Source organism: Oligoflexia bacterium (genome assembly GCA_035326705.1).
Lineage (GTDB): Bacteria > Bdellovibrionota_G > JALEGL01 > JALEGL01 > JALEGL01 > JALEGL01.
In genome coordinates this window covers 220,666-240,239 of record DAOLES010000003.1, presented here as the reverse complement: position 1 = coordinate 240,239, position 19,574 = coordinate 220,666, and the positions used below count along the sequence as shown (strand labels likewise).

Genomic DNA, 19,574 nt, shown 5'->3' with positions numbered 1-19,574 from the left:
ATTATGACGGAGAGTCTATAAAATATCAATAAATAGATAGAGTTACAATAGGTAGCGGCTACCTTTTGTAATTAGAGTTTGCAAGCAGCCATGACATTGTAAGCTATTTTTGCAGCCAGCCGTGCTGTTCTGTGCTCTATGTCGTAGATGGGAGCAAGTTCATAAATGCCTAGGCTTTGCAGGGAGTTTAGACTCTCTTTATAGGGGGTTAAATTGAGTAATAGATTAGGGCTCAGGCCAAAGCTAGCTTGGGCACTCACGCCTGGCGCATGACTAACAGCAAAAGCATCTAGGTCTACATTTAAGTGCCATGGTATGCTGTTCATAGCTGCTATCAGTTGAGAAAAAATTTCTTGTTGTTGAGCATCAGTAGGCATATCGTCTAGCCAAGTAGCAGCAATATTTTGACGTATCATCCATTCAACGAGTTGGGCGTTGTTGGATGCTTTTTGCAAACCAAAAGGATGATAGTGTTTGCCTAAGATACCACATTCAGTAATCAGTCTGTAAAAGGGAGTCCCGCTAGAAATGACTTGATTGGCTTCATAAGGTCTTACATCACTGTGAGCGTCTAAATTGATAATATGATGATTGTGAGCGGCTTTTGAAGAACTTAAACAGCCAGCAATTTCAGCGTAAGCAATATCGTGTCCGCCACCAATGATTAAAATTTTACTTTGCGTGTAGATTGATTTGATTTGACTAATAATATTTTTGAGCTGCTCATGGCTGCTGGCAATATCTTGGGTGAGTTTTATATCACCTAAATCATAGATGCTGCCTAGAGCAGGTGCACTTGAACCCAATGACAGATTATAAAAAGCCTCTCTAAATGCCCTGGGACCTTCTTTTGCTCCTTCACGACCGTAGTTATTTTTTACCCCTCGGTCATCTGGAACGCCCATCATAAACCACTGAGCTTGATTAAAGTCTTTTGTTAAACAGTGTGAGCCAATGCTAGCTCTTGCTTTTGCAGCGTAGTCTTTTGGAGAATGAAAATGGTTTGTAAATTGATGGGTCATTGCTAAAAAGATATAAGTGATTGATTTAATAAGTTTTCACCGTATCTGTAGGCTAATTCAGATAGGCTTTTGGCGTTAAAAAGGTTGAGTTTACAGTTTTGACCTTCTGTGAATGACCAATGAGAAAGGTCTTCATGCAAAGCTTTTAAAGGTGCAATTGTTGTTGCATACAGCAGCTCTTCTTCAGTCATGCCCATTTTTTTCATGCCTAAATGCAGTAAAAATGGCCAGGACATGCTGGGCTGAGAACCCGGATTGTAGTCTAAACTGATGGCTGGTTTGACGCCGGTAGGACGAATGTCTTGCATGTGGACAAAACCCTCGTTGATGTAAAAACTGGTAGCCGGTAAATAAACCACTTGTACATCAGCTTCATACAAAGCGTTTAATTGTTTTGGTTTGGTATGTCGGCAATGATCGACACTAACAATTTTATGTTTAGCTGCAATATCGGCAGCCCCAAGATTTTTGATCTCATCAATATGGGCTTTTACTTTAAGCTTAAGTTTTTGACAAACATCAATCAAAACTTTTAGGTCCTCAGAAGAAAAGAAACCTTCATCGACAAAGATATCAATAAAGTCCGCTAGATTTTCTTGGGCTATTAAGGGAAGCGTCTCATTGCAGATGCTATACATATAGTTTTCTTTAGTTGTATCTTTAGGAATAGCATGTGCGCCCAAATAAGTGATCCACAATTTAATGGGTGCGGTTTTCTGTAACTGTTTTAATAAACGCAGCTGTCTAACCTCTTGGGCATGACTTAAACCATAGCCCGTTTTAATTTCTAGGCCATAGACGCCTTGTGCTTTAAACTTTTTAATGCGTTGTTCTAGTAAAGACAAAAGATCAGTGTCACTGGCTTGTTCAGTAGCAACCTTTGTAGATAAAATTCCTCCACCAGCTTTGGCAATATCCATATAAGACTTGCCCTGACATTTCATTTCAAACTCATGTGCTCGATTACCGGCAAAAATACTGTGTGAGTGACAATCAATAAAGGCGGGTAAACCTAACAAAGATTTACCGTCAATTAAGTGGACATCTTCATTATAGTGAATAGGGGTCTCAGAGATTTGTTCAAGCCTTCCATCTTGATCAATTAATATATGACAGTCTTGCATCTGCAGTATCTGAGCTTGAGCATCAAAGTGTTGTAATTGATTCAAATGAGCAATTAATGTTTTCATAGACTTTACTTGTGCTTGACCATGGGAATATGAATATTGTGTTGTTGAGCAAAATCAAGTGCTTCCTCATAGCCAGCATCACAGTGACGTAAAACACCCATTTGCGGGTCGTTATTGAGAACCCGACTTAAACGTTGTTTGCATGCTTCGCTGCCATCGACCAAAACCACCAAACCAGCATGTTGTGAGTAGCCCATACCCACACCACCCCCATGGTGGAAGCTCACCCAAGTTGCACCGCTGGCGGTAGAAGACATTAAGTTGAGTAAAGGCCAGTCTGATACCGCATCAGATCCGTCTTTCATGCCTTCGGTTTCTCTATTAGGACTGGCAACAGAGCCACAGTCTAAATGATCTCTGCCAATCACAATAGGTGCTTTAAGGGTTCCATTGGCGACCAGCTCATTAAATTTTAAAGCAGCTTGTTGGCGTTGACCGTATTTTAGCCAACAAATACGACTGGGCAAACCTTGAAAAGGAATATGCTCTTTGGCGGCCAAAAGCCAATTTTTAAGTTTTTCTTCTTCTGGGAATAATTCCAATAAAGCTTGATCGCAGTGTTCAATGTCTTGTGGATCGCCACTTAAAGCCACAAACCTGAATGGTCCAGAGCCTTCACAAAATAATGGCCTGATGTACTTGGGTACAAAGCCCTCAAAACGAAAGGCATCTTGCATACCATTTTCTTTTGCAAAACCACGCAGGTTATTACCATAATCAAAGGTATGCGCACCACGCTCCATCAATTGATTCATAAGCGTTACATGTTTGACCATGGTATCCAAGCTTTTTTGCGTATAACTTTTTGGATCATTGTGTCTTAAGTCCAATGCGGCTTGCATACTTAAACCTTGTGGAACATAACCATTTAAAGGGTCATGCGCGGAGGTTTGATCAGTGAGTAAGTCAGGCGTAATATTTCTGTCCAATAAAGCTTGCAGAAGATCAACCGCATTACAATGCACGCCAATAGAGGTATTGCGTTGTTGTTGGGTATGCTCTAAGGCCAAATCAATGGCTTCATCAATAGAGTCGGCCAAGACATCTAAATATTTATCATCCAAGCGTCTTTGAATGCGCGCTTTATCAATGTCTGCACTTAAGGAACAAGCTTTGGCTATTTTTGCGGCCAAGGGCTGGGCACCGCCCATACCGCCAAGACCAGCGGTGACAACAAGTTTACCAGCTAAATTATCTTGTTGATAATGTTTTTGAGCAGCTGCGGCAAAGGTTTCATAGGTGCCTTGAATAATGCCTTGGCTGCCAATGTAAATCCATGAACCAGCGGTCATTTGTCCGTACATCATCAAGCCTTTTTGATCCAGCTCATGAAAATGTTCCCAGGTGGCCCATTTTGGCACCAGATTAGAGTTGGCAATCATCACTCTGGGTGCATCTGGATGGGTTTGAATCACACCCACAGGTTTACCAGATTGGACCAATAGGGTTTGCTTGTCTTCAAGTTGGCACAATTCATATAAGATAGCTTCTAAACATTCTCGGTTACGAGCAGCTTTACCGGTTCCGCCATAAACAATCAGCTGCTGTGGATCTTCAGCCACTCTATGGTCTAAGTTATTGAGCAACATGCGCAACACGGCTTCTTGCTGCCAGCCTTTGGTATGTAGAGTCTGTCCAGTGGGCACAGTGATATGAGACAAATCTAAGTCTTTAATCCAATCGGTATTCATATGCATAAAGATATACATGATTCCTAAAGAATCACAAATATGTTAGGACAAAGCCATGCACAATCAATTTGAGTTGGATGGATACAATCTTAATTTAAACACTGTAGCGATTTATGCCAAAGAAGAAGGGCAAGTTACTCAGTTTAGTTTTTCGCAAGAGGCTAAGGCTAGAGTTAAAAAAGCGCGCGATTTTGTTTTAGAGTGTGTCAAAAAAGGCGAACCTGTGTACGGGATCAATACCGGTTTTGGAGCACTTTCATCAGTCAATATTGCAGCCAAGGATACGGCGGAGCTGCAAGTCAATTTGATTCGTTCGCACTGTACGGGTGTGGGCAAGCCCTTAAACAGAGAAATTGTCCGGGCCATGATCTTGATTCAAACGCAAAGTCTTCTCAAAGGTCATTCTGGTGTGCAAGAAGACATTATTCAAAGGCTCATTGATTTTTTAAACCATGACATTGTGCCCGTGGTTCCAGAAAAAGGCTCAGTAGGGGCTTCTGGGGATTTAGCACCTTTGGCTCACATTGCCTACTGTTTGATGGGTGAAGGTCAGGTTGTTTATCAAGGCAAGACCATGCAAGCCAGTCAAGCTGTGCAACAACTTGATTTGAAACCCGTTGTTTTAGGCCCCAAAGATGGTATAGGTTTAATCAATGGTACGCATTTAATGGCGGCGCAGGCAGTGATCGCCGTTGACCATGCTCAATACCTGATGGATATCGCTGATTTTATTTTAGCCATGAGTTTAGATGCTTTGCAAGGTTCAATCAGAGCTTTTGATGAAGACTTGCATGCGCTTAAAGCTCATCCTGGGCAAGTAGAAACAGCGCAAAGAGTCAGACAATATCTTAAAGGTTCAGATATTTTAAAAAATCACGAAAATTGTACACGCGTGCAAGACCCTTATTCTTTGCGTTGTGCAGCGCAAGTGTATGGAGCCTGCAAACAAACCTTACGCCATGCCAAGGAAGTGTTGAATACTGAGTTGCAAGCAGTCACCGATAACCCTATTGTTTTTGCAGATAAGGGTGAGAGTATTTCTGGAGGACATTTTCATGGACAAGCTTTGGCTTTTATCATGGATTACTTGGCCATGGGCTTAGCAGAAGTGTGCAATATTGCTGAACGAAGAGTGGTAAAGTTACTCAACCCAACTTTTTCCCAGTTGCCAGCCTTTTTAGCCAAGGGTTCAGGTTTGCACAATGGTTTAATGATTGCCCAATACACCATGGCATCCTTGGTGGCAGAAAATAGGATTTTTTGCCATCCAGCCTCAGTGGATTCAGTCTCAACCAGCAATGATAAGGAAGATCATGTGTCCATGGGGCCCAATGCAGGAAGGAAACTCATGCAGGTCATTGACAATGTCTACCATTGTTTAGCCATTGAAGCTTTATGTGCTGCTGAGGCCATTGAGTTGCTAAGACCCTTAAAAAGCTCAAATCGGATTGAAACCGCTGTAAAAGTGATTAGAGAGCAATGCCCACAAGTCAATGAAGATCGATTTTTAAGTAAGGATATCAATGCCATAGAAAGCATTATCCGCCAAAAAAACTTATATGTTTGATTAATAAAATAACGGTAAAGCTTGCTTGCAAGCTTTGTGCGTATATGTTAAACCAAGCCACTTAAAAATTTTTAAGCATTTTAGGAGATAACGATGAAAAAAGATATTCATCCAGAATACAATACGGTTAATGTTTCTTGTACATGTGGAAACTCATTTGAAACCCGCTCTACCGTTGACGAAATTAGAGTTGAGATTTGTTCAGCTTGCCATCCTTTTTACACAGGTAACCAACGTTTGGTAGATACCGAAGGTCGTATTGATCGCTTTAAGAAAAAGTACGGCAGCAAGTAAGCTTAGTCTTACGCATTTAAACAGCTTGATTAGGGATATAGTATGCTGGAGCATTTAAAAGATGTTGAAAAGCGGTTTGAAGCTTTATCAAATCGGCTATCCTTGCCAGAAGTTGTTAGCAATCAAAAAGAGTTTCAAAAATTATCCAAAGAATATGCTGACTTGAGAGAGTTGGTCGAAACCTACAGGCAGTATAGAAAAATCACAGAAGAAATAGCTGGAGCAAGAGAGATGGTTCAGCTTGCGGATGATCCAGACATGGTGAGTTTGGCTAAGGCTGAGCTGGAAGAGTTAGAAAAAAAAGAAGAAGATTTTGAGCGTGATCTAAAATTACTTTTACTTCCTAAAGACCCCAATGATGACAAAAACGTTATTTTAGAAATCAGAGCGGGAACCGGTGGCGATGAAGCTGCTTTATTTGCAGCAGATATATTGCGTTTGTATTTGCGCTATGCGGAAAACCTCAATTGGAAGATTGAAGTTATGTCAAAGAGTGAAACAGGTTTAGGTGGAATTAAAGAGATCATTATTTTGATTCAAGGCCAAGGTGCTTACAGTCAACTCAAATATGAGAGTGGTGTACACAGAGTACAAAGAATTCCTCAAACAGAAACCAGTGGGCGTGTACATACTTCAGCAGTTACCGTTGCGGTTTTACCTGAAGCTGATGATGTGGATGTTAAAGTTGAAGAAAAAGATTTAAAAATAGACGTAATGCGAGCTGGTGGTCCCGGTGGTCAGAGTGTTAACACCACAGACTCTGCAGTAAGGGTTACGCATATTCCATCTGGTATTGTTGTTATTTGTCAGGATGAAAAGTCACAGCACAAAAACAAAGCCAAGGCTTTAAAAGTTTTAAAATCAAGATTGCTGGAAGCTGAAATTGCAAAAAAACAAGAAGAAGAATCTTCATTTAGAAAATCTATGGTGGGAAGTGGTGATCGAAGCGAGCGCATTCGTACCTACAATTTTCCACAAAATCGACTAACAGATCATAGGATAGGTTTAACGTCACACAAATTGGACTTAATTATGGAAGGTGATTTAGAAGAGGTTATCACAGCCTTAAGGACATCTTTCCAAGCAGAACTACTCAAAGAAGCAGCCCAATAAAAATTTTTGTATGACCATCGGTGAAGCCATTGTCTGGGGAAAACATCAGCTAACTCAAGCTGAAAAAGATGACGCAGGATTAGCTCCAGCCATTTTTTTACAATCTATTTGTCACTATACTAATATACAACTTTATTTACAAACGGACACAGTGCTAACTTCCTTACAAGAGCAACAATATAAAGATTGTATTGCAGCAAGAGCTCAAGGTAAACCGGTAGCCTACATTATGGGTGAAAAAGAGTTTTATGGCCTTGATTTTAAGGTCAATGAAAACGTCTTAATCCCAAGACCAGAAACAGAGCTTATTGTAGATGAAGTGCTTAGCTTGCATCACCAGGGGATAGAATTTAAATCTATTTTAGATGTGGGTACTGGAAGTGGGGCTTTGGCAGTTACACTCAAACATTATTTACCTTATGCGCAAGTAACAGCAGTGGATATCAGTGAAAAAGCATTAGAGCTTGCACAGTTTAATGCGCAAAAACATGCCACACAGATAAACTTCATCATTTCAGATCTTTTGCAGAATGTGAAGCAAAGTTATGATTTGATAGTTGCCAATTTACCCTATGTATCCTGGTCAGATAAAATGAGCTTGAGTCAAGAGGTGAGGCATGAACCGGAAGAAGCTTTGTTTGCAGATCAAGAAGGTTTAGGGCTATATATTAGGTTTATAAAGCAAGCAGCAAAGCAGCTAAATCCAAAAGGAATGGTGTTATGTGAGTTTGGCATAGATCAAAGTCGTGCCATAAAAAAAATCTTTGAGCAAAGTACTTTTACAGTGTTAAAGAATATCAAGGATTTAAGTCAAATTGACCGAGTGATTGTGGCCCAGTTAAGTCAATGATAAACCATATTGATTTAAATGGGGCCATGATATTGTTGTAGGGAGTGTGATGCTAAAACTTTTTTTTGCTTGATTAAATCAACAATGTAATTTGTTGAACTGTGACCATGACAACCAGCATCATTATAAAAAGATACCCTGATAGCGTTACCGTCATTAAACTTTGCATGATAGAGCGTTTGCGCGCTATCTAGATAGCTAGCAACAGTGGTGCAAGAGTCGTTTTCATCAAGTTTTTTGTATGCAGCTTTATGTTCTAGGATTTGTTTTTTTTCATCTTCAAATAATGGCCGCAAAGTTTTTTTAGAATAACGAGTGATGGATATAGGCTCACCTATGGTAGAGGTGAATGCAATAATCGGATAAGAAAAGTTACTTTTTTTGTTACTGTTATATACAGCCGTAGTGCTATTTTCTGCACAATAATCTAAAACCAAGTCAAAAAAGTCATTTAAGTAATAAGTATTGTTGAGATAGGTATAATCTTTGTTTGGTTTTAGTGTATCTTTTGAGCAAGGCATATGATTATGAGGCATTTGTTCATAGGCTGGAATATAAGCATGATTAATTTGAGAACTTCTTTCTGGATTGCTAAACAGTTTTTCCCATGTGGCAGAAAAAAAGGTTTTTGTTTGACCATGGGTTTTGTTAGCTACAAGCGCATGAAACTGGATTGATTTTGGCCAATTAAAAGATTTGTTGTCTGGATTATCTTTGATAGACTTTACATATATTTTCCCAGAAGGGTAGATCTGTCCAAGAAAGACATTGTCAGCAAAGGTTTTTATATCCAGAAGCTTAGCGTCTTGACCAAAAACCAATGAAGCAAAACATAAAGTTAGAATGAATTGTTTTAAACCTGATGGCATAAGCGGTATTATGCATTAATTATTAAAATTAAACAACTAGGTGTCTATGTTAGAAAAATTACAAATTGAAGGTGGCTGTGTTTTACATGGAGATGTTCATATCAGTGGGGCAAAAAATGCAGCTTTGCCCATGATGTGTTTGTCTTTGCTTACTGAAGAACCGTGTACTCTGAGCAATGTGCCTGATTTGCATGATGTTAAAGGCCTACTGAGTATTCTAAACTATATAGGGGTTGAAAGCTTTTTTGAGCAAGATCCAGAGACCCTTGTTTTATCTGGAAAAAATTTACAAGCCAAAGAAGCACCCTACGACATGGTCAGAAAAATGCGGGCATCAATTTTAATTTTAGGTCCCATGTTAGCCAGATTTGGAGAAGCTAAAATTTCTTTACCTGGAGGCTGTGCCATTGGCGTAAGACCGGTAGATCAGCATCTTAAAGCCATGGAATCCATGGGAGCAGATATTAAGGTAGAAAATGGCTATGTTTTTGCTAAGGCAAAGCAACTAAAACCCACGGATTTTACTTTTTCTATGGTGACGGTTACCGGAACCATGAATGCCCTAATGGCAGCAGCATTGATTTCTTCTGCTAAGAGTACTTTTAGAAACTGTGCATTTGAACCCGAGGTGGTTCAATTATGCCAAATGTTGTGTGCGATGGGTTGCGATATAGATGGAATAGGGACATCTACTTTGCATATTCAGGGTAAAACCAGTTTATCTGGATTTAAATGCAGTTTAATTCCAGATCGTATTGAAGCAGGAACTTATGCGATAGCAGCGGGTATCACGGGCGGAGAAGTTTTTTTAAAAGATTGCCAAGAGATTCTTTTAGCTGAAGTGTTTGGTGTGCTTAGAGCTTGTGGTTTAGACGCTGAATCCAAAGATGGGGGAGTATGGGTTAAAGGCAATGATAGTCTGACAGCGCATTCAATAAAAACGCAAGTATATCCAGGCTTTCCAACCGATTTACAAGCACAATACATGGCTCTGATGACAGTGGCTCAAGGAGAATGTACAATTGAAGAGACCATCTTTGAGAATAGATTTATGCATGTTGCTGAGCTCAATCGTATGGGAGCTAAGATTAAAATTGATGGTTCCATTGCAAAAATAACGGGTGTAGCGCAATTAACCGGTGCGCCGGTGATGGCCACAGATTTAAGAGCAAGTGCCGGCCTAGTTCTAGCAGGTTTAGCCGCGCAAGGTGTGACAGAAGTCATGCGTATTTATCATTTGGATAGAGGCTATGTCAGTATGGAAAAAAAACTTGAGGCTCTTGGGGCCAAAATTAAACGACTACCCCAATAAATCCAAGCTTTTAATAAAAACCTTACGAAAGCTATTTTTTTTGATAAGAGTGAACACTGGTAAAAAATTATGAGCTGGTTAAATAAATTTAAAGCACCAAGAATATCCAACCAAACCAAAAAGCGCGAGGATGTTCCTGAAGGTTTGTGGGAAAAATGCCCATCTTGTCAGGAAATTTTATTTGCCCAAGATCTGGCCAAAAATTTAATGGTATGCTCAAACTGCCAACACCATTTTAAATTATCAGCTAGGCAAAGAATAGATTGTATTGTTGATCCTGGTAGCTTTGATGAAGTTGATCATAACCTAAAGCCTACAGATCCATTACAGTTTAAAGACAGTAAAAAATACAGTGATAGAATTAAAGCCATGGCGAAAAGCCTTCCCAATGAAAATGAAGCGTATATTTATGGCAAAGCTCAAATTAAAGGTAAAGATTTTATCCTAGGATCTTTTGTTTTTGAGTATATGGGTGGAAGCATGGGATCTGTGGTGGGAGAAAAACTTACTCGCACCTATGAATTAGCCTTAAAAGAAAAAAAACCTGTCGTTGTGATTACGGCTTCTGGCGGGGCTAGGATGCAAGAGGGGATTTTATCGCTCATGCAAATGGCAAAATGTTCAGCCGCCATAAAAAAACTTAAAAAAGCTGGAATTCCGTACATTGTTTTACTCACCCATCCAACCACAGGTGGCGTAGCAGCATCGATGGCCATGTTGGGCGATGTCCATTTAGCAGAACCAAATGCCTTAATAGGTTTTGCTGGACCTAGGGTGATTGAGCAAACCATTAAACAAACTTTGCCTGCAGGGTTTCAACGCTCGGAGTTTTTATTGGAGCATGGTATGGTAGACAGGATTGTTCACCGTAAAGATTTAAGAACAAGCTTAGAATTTTTTATTTCTAATTTAGGCTACAAGCTCTATGTTCAAAAGCCAAATATGAAAGTTGTTGCTCAAGAGAAGTAACTTTAATTGGGCATAATCTAAAAAATTAAAATATTTTTGTTCAGTTTCAAACTGAGTCTCTAAGCACTTGTAAAATAAAGGTAAAAGTAAGGCACTTGACGTTTTTTCTCAGGGGTATAAAGTGTAAAGAATGAGAAAAGTGGTCATGAGGATGGATATACCGGATACATTTGGTGAGCTTTATAAACTGAATTTTATTTTAGATGAAGGACGTAAAGGTAATCATCTGTTATTCAATTTAGACATGATTAGACTAACGTTTAGGGATGAACATGACAGCTTATTAGATCTGTTTGAGGGGCGTATTGAAGAAATCAACGACATTCTCAATGATTTATTGTTATTGGATAATTTTGAGGAGAAAAAACAATATTTGCAAACCTTAGATAGTGATTTGCAAAAAGCCATGATTTTTGGCTATTTCCAATTACTCGATGGCCAAATTAATGACGAAATTCTAGAACCAACGCTTCATTAAACATCAACAATCAGCCCATTTTTTTCAATTTTTTAGGTCTTGATGCAGAGTATATAACCTGTTACAAATTGTGGTATGAAAGCTTTTTTAATGACATGCTTGCTAGCTTTGAGTGTTTTGTCACAAGAGGTTCAATTTTCTTCAGTTGAAGAGTATTTTACATATTTAGTTAACCATCCCAATATTGATTCTAGAACATTGTATCAAAACCTCAATAAGATTGATGACAGTGTTGTTGAATTTGAAAAAGCCTTGCGCAACTATGATGTTGAAAAAGTTCAACAACTTTTGCAGCATGAAAAAGTGACAGTTGAAACAAGTGTTTTTTTTGAAGACAAGAAAAGTCCATACCATATTCTTGGCATGCATAGCATGAATCAGAGTTCAGAGAATATAAGTAATAGAATTAAACAGTATGGTTTAGCAGCCTATGCTCAATACATGACCAGCCCATTGGTTTTACTATCAAGTTTGACAGCAAAAAATATTGACCAACAGGAAGCGCAAGTTGCAGTTGTGAAAATTTTGCTTGAACATGCGCAAGATAGCAATGCTTTGTTGGATAAAAGTGACTGGTTTGGACGCTTACCTATTATTTTAGCTGCTGAAAATAGAAATATTCCCTTGCTAGAGGTGTTATTATTCAACGGAGCCAATCCAAATTTAAATGTTTCTAAAACAACACCCGCCATGGATGACTTGTTTTACAATATGGATGCGGATGGGGCATTGCATAAGTGTTTGTATGGTAAACTTGGTCTGGGTAAAGCTTACATTCCAAAAGATAGAGAAACAGAGACAGCTAAAGTCTGCATGCAAACATTGTTGGACCATGATGTTAATGTTAATCAAAAAAATATCTATTATGAAACTCCCTTGCTTGCAGCGGTTTGTGCAGGAGAAGATGAACTTGTTCAATTATTATTAGAACATGGTGCAGATACAGATATTTTGGCCATGCCACCAGGTTTGGATGGAGCCAACTGGGGCAATGCAACAGGAGCTCCTCGACGTATGGTTCCCAAGAGGACCCAAGAAAGTACAGTTTTTTCAACAGAAGACTATAGACAGTATGGACAACATACATTTAAGATTCAGTATAAAGAACAGCATGAAAAACAAGGAGTACCCTTCTGTCTGATTCGAAAACCTGACAGTGTTAAAGAGCATTATAAAAGTTATAAAGTGATCAAAAGACTGCTTCGCCAAGTCAATTAACCAATTAATTAAGGCTTATTCTTGATACTCAAACAAGACAAAACATTCTTGGTTACCTTTGGGACCTTTGATATGAGAATCACTCTTGGCTGTGCATCTAAAAGGTAAACTGCTTTCAATAGTATCAATACAAGACACAATTAAATTTTGTCTTAAAGTTTGGTCTTTGATGACACCTTTTACTAAATCTTTGGCTTGTGCTTGGAACTGCGGTTTAATTAAGGCTATGACTTGACTTTGGGCATGTAAGGTATCAACAATGTGGGGCATGACTTTTTCTAAAGCAATAAACGAACAATCAATCACAACTAAATCAACCTTATGTTTAAGATTAACTGGGGAAAAAGTTTTTTCTGCTAAAAAATCCTTAACATGCAATGATTCACGCCAGGATATTTTTGGATGTTGGTGCAGTTTATAGTGCAGCTGATTCTTTCCAACATCAATGCAGTATACATGTTGAGCACCATGTTGAATTAAACAATCTGTAAAACCACCGGTGGATGCTCCCACATCCAAACAAATAAGACCTTTGGCTTGAATACTAAAATCTTTGATGGCTCCAGCCAACTTAAGACCTCCGCGGCTGACATAAGTAGGAATAATATTTTTAATTTGGACAGGGCTATCTTGTGCAACTTTATGTCCTGGCTTACTTTGTTTTTCTTCACCAATATAAACTTCTCCAGCCATAATCATGGCTTGAGCCTTGCTTTTAGAATCAGCTAAATTTTGATCAACCAAGAGTTGATCAAGACGTATGCGGGCAGATGTTTTTTTCACTGTTGCGTAGCTATTGTTTAGGATTTTCTCTCTATAATAAATTTGCTTAAACACTCTAGATTATTATGTTTTAACTCTAAAGCTTTAATATTGCTTAAAACTGATTGAAGCAAAGTATGCATAACATTTTGTGCTTGCTCAAGGCCTAGTATTGAAACATAGGTACTTTTTTGCTGTTCAAGGTCACTGTTGGCATTTTTGCCTAAGGTTTGTGAATCTTGGGTGACATCCAAAATATCATCAGCCACTTGGAAGGCTAAACCAATCTGGTTAGCCACGGTGCTGAGGAGTGTTTGTTTTTTTTGATCTAGATTTAAAACAATGGCAGGAGCTACTAAGGCAGCATTGATCAGCGCTGCAGTTTTACCCATGTGTATTTGCTCAAGGGTATTTTGATCTAAATGAGGGTTATTTTCATGGAGAAGATCCAGCATTTGTCCCCCCACCATGCCACAAGCTCCAGACTTTTCACTGATATAAGCTATGATTTGAATTTTTTTCTCTGGAACAAGATCCCATTGAGAAGAAGATAAAATTTCAAAAGCCATGTTTAATAAGGCATCTCCGGCAAGAATAGCTGTGGCTTCATCAAAAGCAATATGACAGGTAGCTTGACCGCGACGTAAACTGTCATCATCCATGGCAGGTAAATCATCATGAATTAGAGAATAAGTATGAATGCACTCTAAGGCTGCTCCAATGGGGGTGATCTGGTCAATATTTTCAACACCTAAGTCTTTTGCCAAAGCAAAACTTAAGGCGGGTCTAATGCGTTTACCTCCGGCAAATAAACTGTATTCACAAGCTTCCTGCAAACGTGTTGAAAAGTTATTTTGCTGTTTAAGATATTGTTTAAGGTATGTGTCACACTGATCTTTTGTCAGTTGTAGAAGCTGGGTGAGGTGTTCCTGTATCATAACAATTAATCATCTTGTTCTTGATTTTGCTGCAGTTGCTGTAGCAATTGATCCACTTTATCTTCCGCTTCACTGATTTGTTGGGTGCAGGTTTTTGATAAACTGATGCCTTTTTCAAACAATGCCAAAGATTTTTCTAGGGGCATGTCTTTGGATTCAAGTTGACTGACAATTGTTTCAAGTTCTTCTAAGGCAACTTCAAAAGCCATTTTTTTAGATTTTTTTTCTACCATGTTTATCCCTCAAGAAAAATCATACTAACGTAAAAACTGACCAATATAAGTAGTCCGCCCAAGAGAAAAAGAAGGGTGTGCCCAAAAACCTTACGGCGCTTCTTGATTTCGCTAACTGATAAGCCCATAAGAATAATACAAAAGCCTAAGAATACAGTTTCTAAGGTTATGGTATAAATAAAGTTTAGGATATCTTGTATACTCCAGCCAAACATAATATCCGGCAAATTAGCATAAAATGATGCTATAGTCGATAGCTATAGTTATGAGAGCTATTATATTCGTGGGTTTGTTATTGTAGGTATGTGTGAATTTCAAGATTGAGGAAACAGTAAAGTATGTCATTACTAAAGTTTTTCATGACGCATAAGGAGGAGCATGTTAGTATCATCAAGTCTTGAAACAAGCTCAGGTTTATAAGTTATCCAATGGTTTAAACGTCTTACTATGCCCACGCCAAGATGAAGAATTGGTTTGTTCTATGTTGTGGGTTAATGCAGGGTATGAGCATGAATCCAAAGATATTTTAGGGATTTCTCACATGCTTGAGCATTTGTATTACCGAAAAAAGATCATTGATGAATCTGGTGAAAAACAAAGTCTACTGCAATGTATGCGTAGGCATGGTGCGGTTCATAATGCAGTAACTGCACAGGATCACACGCATTTTTATGCAGTGAGTACCCAAAAAAACTTTCTTCCAGTCGTTTCTGCTCAGTTACAGGCAATTTTATCCAATCACTATGACAATGAAGAATTGCAGATAGAAAAAGCAGTTATATTTGAAGAATTGAAAAAAAAGCTTTTTGATCCACATATTCAAGCCCGTGAGGCACTGTTGGCCATGATTTTTACCGATAATGATGGTTTAAAACAACGTAGTTTACAAGATAAAACCATTGACTTAGAGTTGCAGGCCGTTCAACAGTTTCATAATCGACACTATCAAGCGCATAATATGACTTTATGTGTCCATGGTGGGTTTGACCCTGAGCAAACCATAAATTACTTAGAACAATGTCTAGTAAATTTTTCAGACATACAAAACAAAAATAATACGGACTTAGAAAAAAGTAAGCCTAAAAAGCAAAAAACTTCCAATAAACATTTAAAGTACAGAAGAATTTTATCCGATCAATCTCAAACCTATTGCAAACTAGGATTTGAGTTTCCACTTAATTTAAACAATATGTTGGTATCTGATTTATTGGCGATTGTTTTAGGTAAAGGCAAAAGCAGTGTTTTATCAAAAAGTTTAGGGCATCATGCTGGAAGCACAGTGTTACACTTTAATCAAAAAAGTGTATTTTTACTTGAAGCAGAATGTGAAACTAAGGATTTAGCACAAACTCAAGAAACGTTACTGTGCAGCTTGTATGCATTTGCAAAAGATATTGAACAAAGTTATGCTTTTGCGCAAAGTGACTTACAAAAAGCAAAAAATATTTTGTACAGCAATTATTTTTCTCAAGACTTAAGCTTAGTCAATGCCACATACAAACAGTGCTATATGCATCACTGTTTACAACAGTTATCGCTTGATCATGATGATTCAGTTTATTTACAAACACTTAAAAATATTGATTTGAAAAATATTCAAACATTTATCCGTGATTTTTTAAATATACAGCAAGTTAAAATTTTAGAATTGGTGCCTAAAAATATGGGACACACGCATGAAGCTGAGCAAAAGATGGCTTCGTTGTATAAAAGAATTGAAAACTACTTAGAAAACTACAGCAATAAGCAAACTCAACAGATTTTGCCTGAGGTACCGGAAAAAGTCTTTGCTAGTGATTTAAATACACAAGCAAGGGAAGAAAATAGGTTTAGACAACAAAGTTTTGCTTGTGGAGCACAGCTGGTTTATTGCCAAAAACCTAAGACCCAAATGGCAAATTTAAGTATTCGTTTTCGGGGGGGACGCTTAGAAGAAACCTTTACCAGTAGCGGTTACACCAACGCATGTTTAGGATTATTGGCGCAAGCCACCATGCATCAAAGTCAACTTGAGTTTAAGGATAACCTTGAGTCTAAGGGAATTCAATTAAGTTATGATGCGTCTGCAGATCATTTTGGTTATGCAATGACTTTACCACAAATCAACTTACAGCAAGGCCTAAGAATAATTTCAGATATGATTATGGAACCTTATGTGAATGCAAATTTATTAGAGCAAGAAAAAAACAAAATCTTTAATCAGTTATCTGCAATTGATAAGAATTTATTTTTTAGACCGGTTGAGCTTTTTTATCAAGCTTTAATGGGTATGCATCCTTATGCATGGCCAAGGTATGGGCATGTTAACTCAATTATGAATCTTAATGCAGAAAACATTTTAGCCTGGCATCAGGAGCATTTTTGTTTATCTAATATGGTAGTGTCCTATGTTGGTCCAGCTTCGTATGCGCAAGTGCAAGAAATGGTTTTATCTCAATTTAATTTAGAGACTGAAAATAAGCGAATAGAAAAAAAAGGTGTGTTGTCATTTATGCCGCCACGCAGCCCAATAGAAAATATTGCTTTAACAAAAGGATCGCAAGTAGGCTTTGTTTTTGGTTTTAAAGGAGTTAAATTTGATGATAGCGATAAAATTATTTTAGACTGTTTAGCGCATGTTTTGTCAGGTTTAGGTGGAAGACTGTTTAATGAACTGCGTGATAAACGTGCTTTAGTTTATCAGAGTATGGCCTACAATATTGCTTTACTAAAGGCAGGAGCATTTTTTGTATATGCTAAAACCAATCTAAAGCATGAAGAAGAAGTTAAGAATAGAGTTTTGGTAGAGTTTGAAAGACTTAAAGATCAAGTGATACCTCAGCAGGAATTGTATGAAGCCATTGAATGTGCTGCTTGTCAGCATGCTGTTGACATGCAAGCTGCCAGTAGTTTGGCTTATTTAATGGCAGAGTCTGCGGTCAATGGTGAACAAATAGAAAATCTATTTGAATATGAACAAAAATTAAAAAAAGTAAATATCGGCCAAATCAATGAATGTGCAAATAAAATATTTGATTTAGATCATAGTGCCATTGGGGTTTTAAGAGGCAAAATATGACCTTAGAACAACTTATAAATGAATATAAAAGCAAAGAGCAGGCAGTCAGTGTTGTTGTTTTCTGCCAAGAAGTAAACATATCAGCGCTTACAGAGAAATTAAAAGGTTTAGAACAGTCCAATTACATTAAAATCATTATACAACCATGTCCTTATGAAGGTATTGAATTTTTATTTAGGACCTCTATAGACCTTCCACAAACTTTTTTGGGAAAAGAAACTGATTTTTTTTGGCAAGGCTTACTGATTAAAGATCTGAATTTACTTAATACCGCAAGCTCAGCACACTATTCTTTTTTGGTAGCAATTTTACAACAAGATATAGCGCAACTAAAACAAGCAAAAAAGGAACTTTTAACATGCATATCAAACAATTAGTATCACACTGGCTTCGTTTTGGACTTGGCCTAAGTCTTATTGGTTTATGGTCATGTACATCTCAATTTGTAAATGTTGGTCGAAGAGAACCGGCTAAAAAAGTATTTAGAGTTGTTACGCAAAGCAATTTAAGCACATTGCATCCAAGTCAATTAAATAGTTATACAGAGACAATATTAGGTTTACAAATTCATGAGCCTTTATTGTATGTTGTTCCGGAGACGGGAAAAATTGTTCCATTGGCAGCTGAGAGTTACAGGCAGAATTTTGATGAAAAAAGTATTACATTTAAACTAAGATCAAATTTAAAATGGTCAAATGGACAAGAAATTACAGCAGACGATTATGTTTATGCCATCAGCTATATATTAAATAAAAATAATAAAAGTCCTCATATTGCAAAGTTGATTCATATCAAAGGTGCACAAAAGTTAATAGAAGGAGAAATTCTGTCGCCCAATGAACTGGGAGTAAAATCTTTAGGTAAAAAGATTTTTAAAATTGAATTTGAACATTTTGATTTAAGAACAGTCATGCTGTTTGCGCGTCCATGGACCAGTCCTTTAAGAAAAATAAACACGATGGGTTCATTGCAAGATCAACAAGATTTTTCTTCATGGGTAGGGAGTGGCATGTTTGTTCCGGTGAGGAAGAATGAACAAGTTATTTTGTTGCGTAAAAACCCTTATCATCGTTGGGCAAGTAAAATAGAAGTAGATGAGATTAGTGTTTTTTATAATAAAAACTTGGAGCAAATAGAAAAGACTGGACCTCAGCAAGTTCATTTGTTGGGGCATAGAGGGTTTTCAATTGATTTTGATGAATATAAAATGAGTTTTGTACAACAGGGATATAAATATGTTTATGAACCAGATTTATTAACCATGTTCTTAAGGCTAAATAATAAACAAGAAATATTAAAAGATGTGGCTATACGTAGAGCAATAGCAATGTCAATTAACAGAGATTTTATTAAACAGTCTTTGCATTTCAATAGTTATCAAGCAGCTTACTCAATGATGCCAAAAAATGTTTTAGGCTACCAACCACCTTCAGGGTTCTCATACTCAAAAACACGTGCAATGGAAGAGCTAGAAAGTTTAGGGTACTGTGTTGAGCAAGGTCGAAATAATTGCAAACAATTGGGAGAGCTACAGTTTATATATGTTGATACCCCCCGCAATGAAAAAATTGCTTTGGCTATGCAACAACTTTTCTTAAATGCATTGCCTTTTAAGCGAGTTATATTAAAAGCCGAGAAGCAAAGTGAATTTGATCAAAAAATTGTTAAAGGTGACTTTGATATGGCTTTGGATACTGTTGGAGCATTACCAGACAATGCATTTGGTATCTTAGAAGCCTTCTTGCCAAGTAGAGCAAGTGCAGGTAGTTTTTACCACATTGGTTTTGAAAAAACTTTAAACAAAGCCTTTGAACATGCTTATTGGAGTCAAGTGCTTCAAGGTATTAGACAAGCTGAAGGAGTCCTTCTAGATAGTGTTGAATTGGTTCCAATTTTTCATATAGTTACAGGGCGTGTCATGAGTAACAAGCTTCTAGGATTTAAACCTAATGTTTTTTCTGAACAAGTATATTCAACTATTAACATTAAAGAATAACTGTATAGCGAGAA

General features: G+C 37.7%; 18 protein-coding genes. 11 read left to right on the top strand and 7 right to left on the bottom strand.

Features of this window, described 5'->3' with window-relative positions; genetic code table 11:
* Positions 1 to 71 precede the first annotated feature (71 nt).
* From PKC21_06100 to hutU, 3 genes are read right to left on the bottom strand one after another with little or no spacing between them, the layout of a single operon-like run.
* Complete coding sequence (locus PKC21_06100; protein HMR24907.1) at positions 72 to 1,022, bottom strand: formimidoylglutamase; 951 nt, start codon at positions 1,020 to 1,022, stop codon at positions 72 to 74.
* A gap of 2 nt (positions 1,023 to 1,024) precedes the next feature.
* Positions 1,025 to 2,212, bottom strand: coding sequence for an imidazolonepropionase (gene hutI, locus PKC21_06095; protein HMR24906.1), 1,188 nt, complete (start codon positions 2,210 to 2,212; stop codon positions 1,025 to 1,027).
* A gap of 5 nt (positions 2,213 to 2,217) precedes the next feature.
* Positions 2,218 to 3,903 carry a urocanate hydratase gene (gene hutU, locus PKC21_06090; protein HMR24905.1) on the bottom strand — a complete coding sequence of 562 codons (1,686 nt, stop codon included), beginning with the start codon at positions 3,901 to 3,903 and terminating at the stop codon, positions 2,218 to 2,220.
* Between the two features lie 55 nt (positions 3,904 to 3,958).
* Here hutU and hutH point away from each other — a divergent pair, with 55 nt between their 5' ends.
* The 4 genes from hutH to prmC all read left to right on the top strand — a co-directional run bounded on the left by hutH (position 3,959) and on the right by prmC (position 7,727).
* Positions 3,959 to 5,470: a histidine ammonia-lyase gene (gene hutH, locus PKC21_06085; GenBank protein ID HMR24904.1), complete on the top strand. Its 1,512-nt coding sequence runs from the start codon at positions 3,959 to 3,961 to the stop codon at positions 5,468 to 5,470.
* Positions 5,471 to 5,563: 93 nt separating this feature from the next.
* Entirely contained in the window at positions 5,564 to 5,764 is a 201-nt protein-coding gene (gene rpmE / locus PKC21_06080) for a 50S ribosomal protein L31 (GenBank protein ID HMR24903.1), read from the top strand.
* A gap of 42 nt (positions 5,765 to 5,806) precedes the next feature.
* Positions 5,807 to 6,877: a peptide chain release factor 1 gene (prfA, locus tag PKC21_06075; protein ID HMR24902.1), complete on the top strand. Its 1,071-nt coding sequence runs from the start codon at positions 5,807 to 5,809 to the stop codon at positions 6,875 to 6,877.
* A gap of 10 nt (positions 6,878 to 6,887) precedes the next feature.
* A complete protein-coding gene (gene prmC, locus PKC21_06070) occupies positions 6,888 to 7,727 on the top strand; it encodes a peptide chain release factor N(5)-glutamine methyltransferase (protein HMR24901.1) in 840 nt (279 codons plus the stop codon).
* 14 nt (positions 7,728 to 7,741) lie between these two features.
* Here prmC and PKC21_06065 read toward each other — a convergent pair whose 3' ends face one another.
* Entirely contained in the window at positions 7,742 to 8,596 is an 855-nt protein-coding gene (locus PKC21_06065; GenBank protein HMR24900.1) for a hypothetical protein, read from the bottom strand.
* 46 nt (positions 8,597 to 8,642) lie between these two features.
* Between PKC21_06065 and murA the strand changes: the two genes are divergently transcribed.
* From murA to PKC21_06045, 4 genes are all read left to right on the top strand, one after another.
* Positions 8,643 to 9,908 (top strand): UDP-N-acetylglucosamine 1-carboxyvinyltransferase, encoded by a 1,266-nt coding sequence (murA, locus tag PKC21_06060; GenBank protein HMR24899.1) that lies wholly within the window; start codon positions 8,643 to 8,645, stop codon positions 9,906 to 9,908.
* Positions 9,909 to 9,977: 69 nt separating this feature from the next.
* A complete protein-coding gene (accD, locus tag PKC21_06055; protein ID HMR24898.1) occupies positions 9,978 to 10,877 on the top strand; it encodes an acetyl-CoA carboxylase, carboxyltransferase subunit beta in 900 nt (299 codons plus the stop codon).
* A gap of 145 nt (positions 10,878 to 11,022) precedes the next feature.
* On the top strand, positions 11,023 to 11,355 hold the full coding sequence (locus PKC21_06050) for a hypothetical protein (GenBank protein ID HMR24897.1): 333 nt from the start codon (positions 11,023 to 11,025) through the stop codon (positions 11,353 to 11,355).
* Between the two features lie 75 nt (positions 11,356 to 11,430).
* Positions 11,431 to 12,573: a hypothetical protein gene (locus PKC21_06045; protein ID HMR24896.1), complete on the top strand. Its 1,143-nt coding sequence runs from the start codon at positions 11,431 to 11,433 to the stop codon at positions 12,571 to 12,573.
* A 15-nt stretch (positions 12,574 to 12,588) separates the two neighbouring features.
* On the opposite strand, the gene PKC21_06040 is transcribed toward PKC21_06045, so the two are convergent.
* The 3 genes from PKC21_06040 to xseB are packed head-to-tail and all read right to left on the bottom strand — an operon-like array spanning position 12,589 to position 14,506.
* On the bottom strand, positions 12,589 to 13,356 hold the full coding sequence (locus PKC21_06040; GenBank protein HMR24895.1) for a TlyA family RNA methyltransferase: 768 nt from the start codon (positions 13,354 to 13,356) through the stop codon (positions 12,589 to 12,591).
* Between the two features lie 17 nt (positions 13,357 to 13,373).
* Positions 13,374 to 14,273 carry a polyprenyl synthetase family protein gene (locus PKC21_06035; protein ID HMR24894.1) on the bottom strand — a complete coding sequence of 300 codons (900 nt, stop codon included), beginning with the start codon at positions 14,271 to 14,273 and terminating at the stop codon, positions 13,374 to 13,376.
* Positions 14,274 to 14,278: 5 nt separating this feature from the next.
* Positions 14,279 to 14,506 (bottom strand): exodeoxyribonuclease VII small subunit, encoded by a 228-nt coding sequence (gene xseB, locus PKC21_06030; protein ID HMR24893.1) that lies wholly within the window; start codon positions 14,504 to 14,506, stop codon positions 14,279 to 14,281.
* Positions 14,507 to 14,903: 397 nt separating this feature from the next.
* Between xseB and PKC21_06025 the strand changes: the two genes are divergently transcribed.
* The 3 genes from PKC21_06025 to PKC21_06015 are packed head-to-tail and all read left to right on the top strand — an operon-like array spanning position 14,904 to position 19,560.
* Positions 14,904 to 17,564, top strand: coding sequence for a pitrilysin family protein (locus PKC21_06025; protein HMR24892.1), 2,661 nt, complete (start codon positions 14,904 to 14,906; stop codon positions 17,562 to 17,564).
* Complete coding sequence (locus tag PKC21_06020) at positions 17,561 to 17,941, top strand: hypothetical protein (protein HMR24891.1); 381 nt, start codon at positions 17,561 to 17,563, stop codon at positions 17,939 to 17,941. Before PKC21_06025 ends, PKC21_06020 begins: the two co-directional genes overlap by 4 nt.
* Entirely contained in the window at positions 17,923 to 19,560 is a 1,638-nt protein-coding gene (locus PKC21_06015; protein ID HMR24890.1) for an ABC transporter substrate-binding protein, read from the top strand. The genes PKC21_06020 and PKC21_06015 overlap by 19 nt, the downstream gene beginning before the upstream one ends.
* Positions 19,561 to 19,574 lie beyond the last annotated feature (14 nt).

Coding starts and splice junctions, on each gene's coding strand:
- PKC21_06100 (HMR24907.1), bottom strand. CDS start 1,022: ATGACCCATCAATTTACAAACCATTTTCATTCTCCAAAAGACTACGCT.
- hutI (HMR24906.1), bottom strand. CDS start 2,212: ATGAAAACATTAATTGCTCATTTGAATCAATTACAACACTTTGATGCT.
- hutU (HMR24905.1), bottom strand. CDS start 3,903: ATGAATACCGATTGGATTAAAGACTTAGATTTGTCTCATATCACTGTG.
- hutH (HMR24904.1), top strand. CDS start 3,959: ATGCACAATCAATTTGAGTTGGATGGATACAATCTTAATTTAAACACT.
- rpmE (HMR24903.1), top strand. CDS start 5,564: ATGAAAAAAGATATTCATCCAGAATACAATACGGTTAATGTTTCTTGT.
- prfA (HMR24902.1), top strand. CDS start 5,807: ATGCTGGAGCATTTAAAAGATGTTGAAAAGCGGTTTGAAGCTTTATCA.
- prmC (HMR24901.1), top strand. CDS start 6,888: ATGACCATCGGTGAAGCCATTGTCTGGGGAAAACATCAGCTAACTCAA.
- PKC21_06065 (HMR24900.1), bottom strand. CDS start 8,596: ATGCCATCAGGTTTAAAACAATTCATTCTAACTTTATGTTTTGCTTCA.
- murA (HMR24899.1), top strand. CDS start 8,643: ATGTTAGAAAAATTACAAATTGAAGGTGGCTGTGTTTTACATGGAGAT.
- accD (HMR24898.1), top strand. CDS start 9,978: ATGAGCTGGTTAAATAAATTTAAAGCACCAAGAATATCCAACCAAACC.
- PKC21_06050 (HMR24897.1), top strand. CDS start 11,023: ATGAGGATGGATATACCGGATACATTTGGTGAGCTTTATAAACTGAAT.
- PKC21_06045 (HMR24896.1), top strand. CDS start 11,431: ATGAAAGCTTTTTTAATGACATGCTTGCTAGCTTTGAGTGTTTTGTCA.
- PKC21_06035 (HMR24894.1), bottom strand. CDS start 14,273: ATGATACAGGAACACCTCACCCAGCTTCTACAACTGACAAAAGATCAG.
- xseB (HMR24893.1), bottom strand. CDS start 14,506: ATGGTAGAAAAAAAATCTAAAAAAATGGCTTTTGAAGTTGCCTTAGAA.
- PKC21_06020 (HMR24891.1), top strand. CDS start 17,561: ATGACCTTAGAACAACTTATAAATGAATATAAAAGCAAAGAGCAGGCA.
- PKC21_06015 (HMR24890.1), top strand. CDS start 17,923: ATGCATATCAAACAATTAGTATCACACTGGCTTCGTTTTGGACTTGGC.